The following is a 6,100-nucleotide window of genomic DNA, read 5'->3' on the forward strand; positions in this document are numbered from 1 at the left end:
GTCGGCGGGCGGACGGAACCGGCCGGGCATGAGGGCGACAGCATGCCCGCAGCCTAGCGAGCGGCACACCGGCGTGCCCGCAGGGGACCTGGGCCGGCCGCGGCCCGCGGCGTTCCGGCCCCGCAGTGCTTCCGGTCCCGCAGCGCTTCCGGCCCCGCAGTGCTTCCGGTCCCGCTCAGCGGCCGGCCGCGGCCCGCCGCTGTCCCGCACCGCTCACCCGCCGGCCTCCCGGGCGGCGCTGACGAGCCCGGACTCGTAGGCGCTGATCACCAGCTGCGCGCGGTCCCGCGCCCCCAGCTTGTTCAGCAGCCGGCCGATGTACGTCTTCACGGTGCCGTTGCTGAGGCGGAGGTACTCGCAGATGCCCGCGTTGGAGAGGCCGCGGGCCACGAGCACCAGGACCTCGCGCTCGCGCTCGGTGAGGCCCTCCGGCGCGGAGCCCCGCGGACGGTGCGCCCCGGGCAGCCGGGCGAACTCGGCGATCAGGCGGCGGGTCACCGAGGGGGCGAGCAGCGCGTCCCCGGCGGCGACGGTGCGGATGCCCGCGAGCAGGACCCCGGGGGAGGTGTCCTTCAGGAGGAAGCCGGCGGCACCGGCACGGAGGGCGCCGTACACGTACTCGTCGAGATCGAAGGTGGTGAGGATGAGGACGCGTGTCCCCGCGGTCCCGGGAGATCCGGCGATCCGCCGGGTCGCCTCGATGCCGTCCATGCCGGGCATCCTGATGTCCATCAGCACCACGTCCGGGCGCAGCCGCCGCGCGCTCTCGACGGCTTCGGCACCACTGCCCGCCTCGCCCACCGCGGTCAGCCCCGGCGCGGTGTCGACGAGCACCCGGAAGCTGCCGCGGAGCAGGGACTGGTCGTCGGCGACGAGCACCCGGATCGGTTCGGTCACGCGGTCCTCTCCTCCCGGCCCGTGGCCGTGGCGTGGGCGGGTTCGGGCGGAAGACGGGCGGACACGGCGAACCCGCCGCCGGGCCGAGGCCCCACGGCCAGCGTCCCGCCGTACATCATCACGCGTTCGCGCATCCCCACGAGCCCGTGGCCGCCCCCCAGTTCCGCCCGGCCGGACGCGGCCGGGGGCCCGGCACCGTCGTCCACCACCTCGATCCGCACGTCCTCCCGCGAGTCGGCGGTGACCGTCACCCGGCAGTGTGTTCCGTCGCCGGCGTGCTTGACCACGTTCGTCAGCGCCTCCTGCACGATCCGGTAGACGGCCAGTGCCGTCCCCGCGGGGAGGTCCACCGCGAGCCGGGTGCGGAGTTCGGTCCGAATGCCCGCCCGCTCGGCCCGCCGCACGAGCGGTGGCAGGTCGGCCAGGCCGGGCGGTGGCGCCGGCCGCGCCGGGCCGGACTCCCGCACACCCTGCCCGGCGGGCTCGCCGCGCAGCACCCCCAGGGCACGCCGCATCTCGGTGAGCGCCTCCCGGCCGGTCTGTTCGATCGCCCGCAGGGAATCGCGCGTCTCCTGCGGTCGCTGCTCGGCGACATGGTTGGCGACCGACGCCTTGACCACGATCACGCTCAGGCTGTGCGAGACGATGTCGTGCAGTTCCCGGGCGATGCGCAGGCGCTCCTCGGCCAGTGCCTCCTCCGCCCGCCGCCGCTCCCTCCGGGCCGCCCGGGCCCTCCGTTCGCGCGCGGTACGGCCCGCGGCCCACGCGGCCCCGCTCACCAGCCAGACCAGGGCGGCCGTTCCGGCGGCCTCCGGCCACGGGCCGGAGGGCGTGAGAGCCGCCTCACCGGCGAGGACCGCGGCCGCCGGGACGGCCAGGGCCGGGACGAGCGCCGCCGAGGCCCGGCGGACCGGCTCGAGAAGGGCCACCGTGTAGAGGGCCAGGGCCGCGGAGACGTAGGGGTCCCGGGTGATGTCGAGCAGTGTCGCCGTGGCCGACGCGCCCAGGATCACGGCCAGGGCGGGCAGCGGCCACAGGCGCCGGACGGCCAGCGGCCCGCCCACACCGAAGGCCACCAGCCAGCCCAGCCACCACGGGCCGGTGAAGCGGGGCAGGCCGTCCGAGGCGTCCTGGCCGGCCAGCGCCGCGTAACCGGCCGTCACGACGGCCGCCGCGCAGGCGTCGGCCGCCAGCAGATGCGCACCGGTCCGCAGGCGCCACCCCATCGCGTGCATCGCTGCACGATACCGGCCGGCGCTCATCCGGCCCGTCCGAAGAGGACCATCGCGGTTCCGGCCGCCGCCACCAGGAGAAGCCTTCCGGCGACCGTGACCGCGGCCGCGCGCGGCGCCGCCGCGGGGCCGCGCAACGCGGCGGCGCCCAGGGGCACGAGGGCGACGCACAGCCCCGCGGCGGCGGCGACCGACGCGGGTGTCGTTCCCTTCAGCACCCCCAGCGGCATCAGCGACGCCGAAGCCAGGGCCAGCGCGCGCAGCGGCCCGAGCACCCCGGAGCGGTACGCGCCGACGGCCAGCAGCAGCCAGCCGCCCATGACGGCGGCGTTCAGCGCGCTGAAGACATGGAACGCGCCGTAGGTCTCGCCCACCGTCCGCGTCGCCGAAGCGGCGCCGTGGACGGTCACCAGCTGGAAGCCCAGATGGTCGGCACCGGCGTGGAAGGCGCGGGCGAAGAGGCCGAGGACCGTCAGGACACCGGCCCACACCGCGAGTTCCCGGAACCGCTCGCCGATCCGGGCGGCCAGCAGCACCACTCCCGGCCAGAGCAGCACCCACCCGGCGGACACGAAGCCGTACGAGGCCGCCATGAGGCCGGGACGGCGCCCGTACGCGCTCAGCTGCGCGGGGAAGAAGAAGTCGAAGCGCAGGCGCAGCAGTACGCCGGTGAGCAGCAGCAGCGGGCCGAGGACGAGGGAGGCGGCGCCCACCCGGCGGGCCGGGAGGGCCGGGTCCGGGACGGCGGCCGGCGGGGAAGTGACGGTCATGGGGCCACGATGGCGCCGCGGCGCGCACCGCGTCGTCGGAGGAGGGTCCACACTTCCGGGTCGGACCGTGGTCGTACGGCCCGCCCCGCGGGCGGCCCCCGGGCGGGCGTCCCCGGGCTCCGGCTCGGGCACGCCCGCCCGCCGGCACGGGCCTCACTGCGTGCCGGGCACCATCTCGAAGACGTAGTTCTTGACCAGCGGCCCGAAGGGCGAGGTCCCGGTCACCTTGACCACGGCCCGGCCGGGAACGCCCGCGGCCTGGGAGACGATCTCGTGGCGGGCCCGCGGGTCCCGGGTGCGGACCTCGGTGATCTCGGGTGACGCCCCGGCGGGCACCGGGATGGTGTAGGAGTCCTCGGAGAGGTCGAAGCCGCCGTGTTCCTGCCCGTTCACCACGACCGACGCCGAGGCGGGGCCCTGGTCCACCGGCATGGGACGGCCGCTGAACTCCCGCCAGTAGTCCACGCAGGTGTCCCGCCAGTTGCGCGCGTCGGCCTCGTGGGCCGCCAGCTTCTCCCGCACCTCCGCGAAGCGGCGCGCGCCGATGGACGGCTCCAGCGAGTCCCATGCCTCCCGCATCCACGTCACGTACTGCACCCCGGTCTGGTAGCGGCCGACGAGTTCCTCCCAGAACGTCCTGCCGCTCTCCATCCGGTGGCCCCACGGCACATGGTGGAACCACATCAGCAGGTCCTCCGGCGTGGTTCGGATGTCCGAGTACCGCTCCCGCAGCACCGGGAAGTACTGGGCGGCCAGGTTGCTGCCGGTGGGGGAGCGGTCGTAGCCCAGGCCGGCGCTGTCCGCCCGGTTGTAGTAGACCGGGCTCCAGTCGTCCCGGACGAACCACTGGGAGGGGTACGGGTCGTAGTGGACGTCCGCGGCGAACTGGTGGCCGATGCCGAGCGGAGTCTGGTAGCCGGCCAGCGCCTCCCAGGACCCCGTCATCATCCGCACGACGGTGTCGGCCACCGGGCCTTCGTTGCTCCACGTCATCCGCACCCAGTCGTCCGCGAGCCGTCCGGAGTCCTGCGTCCAGTCCCAGGCCATGCGCCCGAACGCGTACAGGTTCGCCTGCGAGAAGTGGTGGCCCGTCAGGTTGGCTGCGTTGCCCAGGTTGGCCACGCCCACGATCGCCGTGTCCGGGTGGCCCTGGGCGGTTCCGTCCACGATGTCACCGACGCGGCGGTGCTCCAGCAGGCCGCCGTCCTCGTCCGTCGCGTAGGTGTCGGTCCGCAGCACCTCCTGCCACATGGGGCCGAGGTAGGCCAGCATGGTGTTCTGGCCGGTGTACTCCTGGGTGATCTGCAGTTCCAACGCCTGGTTGGTGTTCTCCATCCGGCCGAACATGGGATGGACGGGCTCGCGCGCCTGGAAGTCCAGCGGCCCGTTCTTCGTCTGCAGGAAGACGTTCTCCGCGACGCGCCCCTCGCTGCCGTCCTCCTGCACCTCGTCGTCGATGGGGCCGAACTCCAGATAGGCGCGCTTCAGCCGGTCGCTGTCGACATCGGCGTCGTACACGAACGTGCGCCAGTACACCGTCATCCCGAGCGGCTCCAGCGCCGCGCCGATGCCGTTGGCGCCGTCCCCGTGGTCGTAGCCGAAGTCCTGCGGGCCCGGCTGCCCCTCGGAGTTGGCCTTCACGGTGAAACCGGTGAAGTCCGGCACGGCCTGCTGGATCGTGCGGGCCCTGCGGTTCCACCAGCCCCGGAAGGCGTCGCCGTACGGATCGAGCTGCGCCTCGGTGAGGGTGTCGGGGGCGAAGCGGGGGTCGGTGGGCGCCGTGTAGTTGATGGAGAGCGCGATCGTGACGCCGTACGGCCGCAGGGCGTCGGCGAGCGCGGCCTCCTGCTCGATGTAGGCGTCCGTCAGATAGACGTTGTCGGCGTTGACGAGGTTGACGGTGATGCCGTTGATGCCGGTGGAGGCCAGGGCGCGGGCGACCACGATGTACCGGTCGAGGACGACGGGCAGGTTGCGGCCGGCGCTGGGGCCGGTCGCGGCGAAGTTGAAGACGGAGCCGTTCTCGCCGTTCAGCCCGCCGGTGCCGTCGGCGTTGTTGCCCGCGTACAGGCGCACCGTCTCCCAGTTGTTCAGATGGCGGTTGCGGATCTTCGGTGACTCGGAGATGTCCAGATCCGTGACGGGTTTCCGGGTCTGGACCAGGCGCAGGAACGCGTACGTCCCGTACAGGGCGCCGACCTCGGTGTTGCCCGCGACGACGGTGTACCCGCCCTCTCCCCGCGTCACGGAGCGCACGACGTAGCCCTCCTCGCCCACCCCGGCCAGGTCGGCGGCGGGCACCGACTCCCGCACCAGTGGCGAGCTGCCGGGGGTGCCGACGACCACGGCACCGTCCGGTACGGGCTCGCCGGGCCGCTCCGTCACCGGCACGTCCCGGTCCAGCAGGCCGTCCAGGCCCCGGTCCAGCTCGTCCCGGGCCGCTTCCAGGCTGGTCGCCACCAGCTTCTCGCGGGCGCCGGGCTCCATGCGCAGGTTCCGCGTGTGGCGGTGGACCGGGTTCTGCCCGGCGTTCTCCACGACGATCGACGTGGCCGATTCCCGGTACCGGTCGCGCAGTCCCGGGTCCTCGACCGGCGGGTAGCGCAGCCACATGTCGGAGCCGTCGTAGGCGTCGTCCGCGCCGGCCGGGGCGGAGGCCGCTGCCGCGACCGGCGGGCCCCAGGCGTGCGACGTCACCACCAGCACGGCCGCCGGCAGCAGCGTGAGCACCGCTCGCCAGGAGGCCCGGTACCGCGCGTGTGCCTTCATCTGCGCTCTCCTTCGGGGGGGGCGTGTGCCGGACACCGGGCGGGCGTCCGGTCGTCCGGTGGCGCGGAGCCCCCGAGGAGTGCGCGGCGTCCGCCCGGCCGTCCCGCTTTCCGTACCGGGCAGTTGGTGCCTCTCGGCGGAGGGAGGCTCCGCGGAGAACGGAGGTGCGCGCGCAGGACCGGGGGAGGGAACGGCCGGCCGGCGACAGCGCCGCCGGTGCCGTCCGGCGCCCGGTGGCCGGGCGGGGCCACCGAGGAGTACGGACCGAGTGTGGAAACAACCGCACGGTGCGTCAAGAGCGACGACAGGCCAGGGGCCGGCGGCGGACGCGGAGGACTTGGGCCCCGGGCGCGGGGGCGGATGCCGAAGCCCCGGGCCCCGTCGCGAGAGCCGAGGCGGGGCACCCGGTCCTGCGGTGCGGGCCGGCGCCGG

Annotated in this window: 4 protein-coding genes; all 4 read right to left on the reverse strand. The window is 74.7% G+C overall.

The window, feature by feature from the left end:
* Positions 1-213: 213 nt before the first annotated feature.
* The 4 genes from GCU69_RS10120 to GCU69_RS10135 all read right to left on the reverse strand — a co-directional run bounded on the left by GCU69_RS10120 (position 214) and on the right by GCU69_RS10135 (position 5,668).
* Positions 214-897 carry a response regulator gene (locus tag GCU69_RS10120; RefSeq protein ID WP_098754620.1) on the reverse strand — a complete coding sequence of 228 codons (684 nt, stop codon included), beginning with the start codon at positions 895-897 and terminating at the stop codon, positions 214-216.
* Positions 894-2,132: a sensor histidine kinase gene (locus GCU69_RS34330; RefSeq protein WP_156205736.1), complete on the reverse strand. Its 1,239-nt coding sequence runs from the start codon at positions 2,130-2,132 to the stop codon at positions 894-896. Before GCU69_RS34330 ends, GCU69_RS10120 begins: the two co-directional genes overlap by 4 nt.
* Before the next feature lie 23 nt (positions 2,133-2,155).
* Positions 2,156-2,899: a hypothetical protein gene (locus tag GCU69_RS10130; RefSeq protein WP_156205737.1), complete on the reverse strand. Its 744-nt coding sequence runs from the start codon at positions 2,897-2,899 to the stop codon at positions 2,156-2,158.
* Between the two features lie 153 nt (positions 2,900-3,052).
* Positions 3,053-5,668, reverse strand: coding sequence for an alpha-glucuronidase family glycosyl hydrolase (locus tag GCU69_RS10135; protein ID WP_156205738.1), 2,616 nt, complete (start codon positions 5,666-5,668; stop codon positions 3,053-3,055).
* Positions 5,669-6,100 lie beyond the last annotated feature (432 nt).

The sequence above is a fragment of the Streptomyces lycii genome (genome assembly GCF_009735685.1).
In the GTDB taxonomy this organism is placed as follows: Bacteria; Actinomycetota; Actinomycetes; order Streptomycetales; family Streptomycetaceae; genus Streptomyces; species Streptomyces lycii.

What these genes read in the sequence shown, in the direction of transcription:
- GCU69_RS10130 (WP_156205737.1), bottom strand. Translation starts at nt 2,899, where the DNA reads ATGACCGTCACTTCCCCGCCGGCCGCCGTCCCGGACCCGGCCCTCCCG.
- GCU69_RS34330 (WP_156205736.1), bottom strand. Translation starts at nt 2,132, where the DNA reads ATGCACGCGATGGGGTGGCGCCTGCGGACCGGTGCGCATCTGCTGGCG.
- GCU69_RS10135 (WP_156205738.1), bottom strand. Translation starts at nt 5,668, where the DNA reads ATGAAGGCACACGCGCGGTACCGGGCCTCCTGGCGAGCGGTGCTCACG.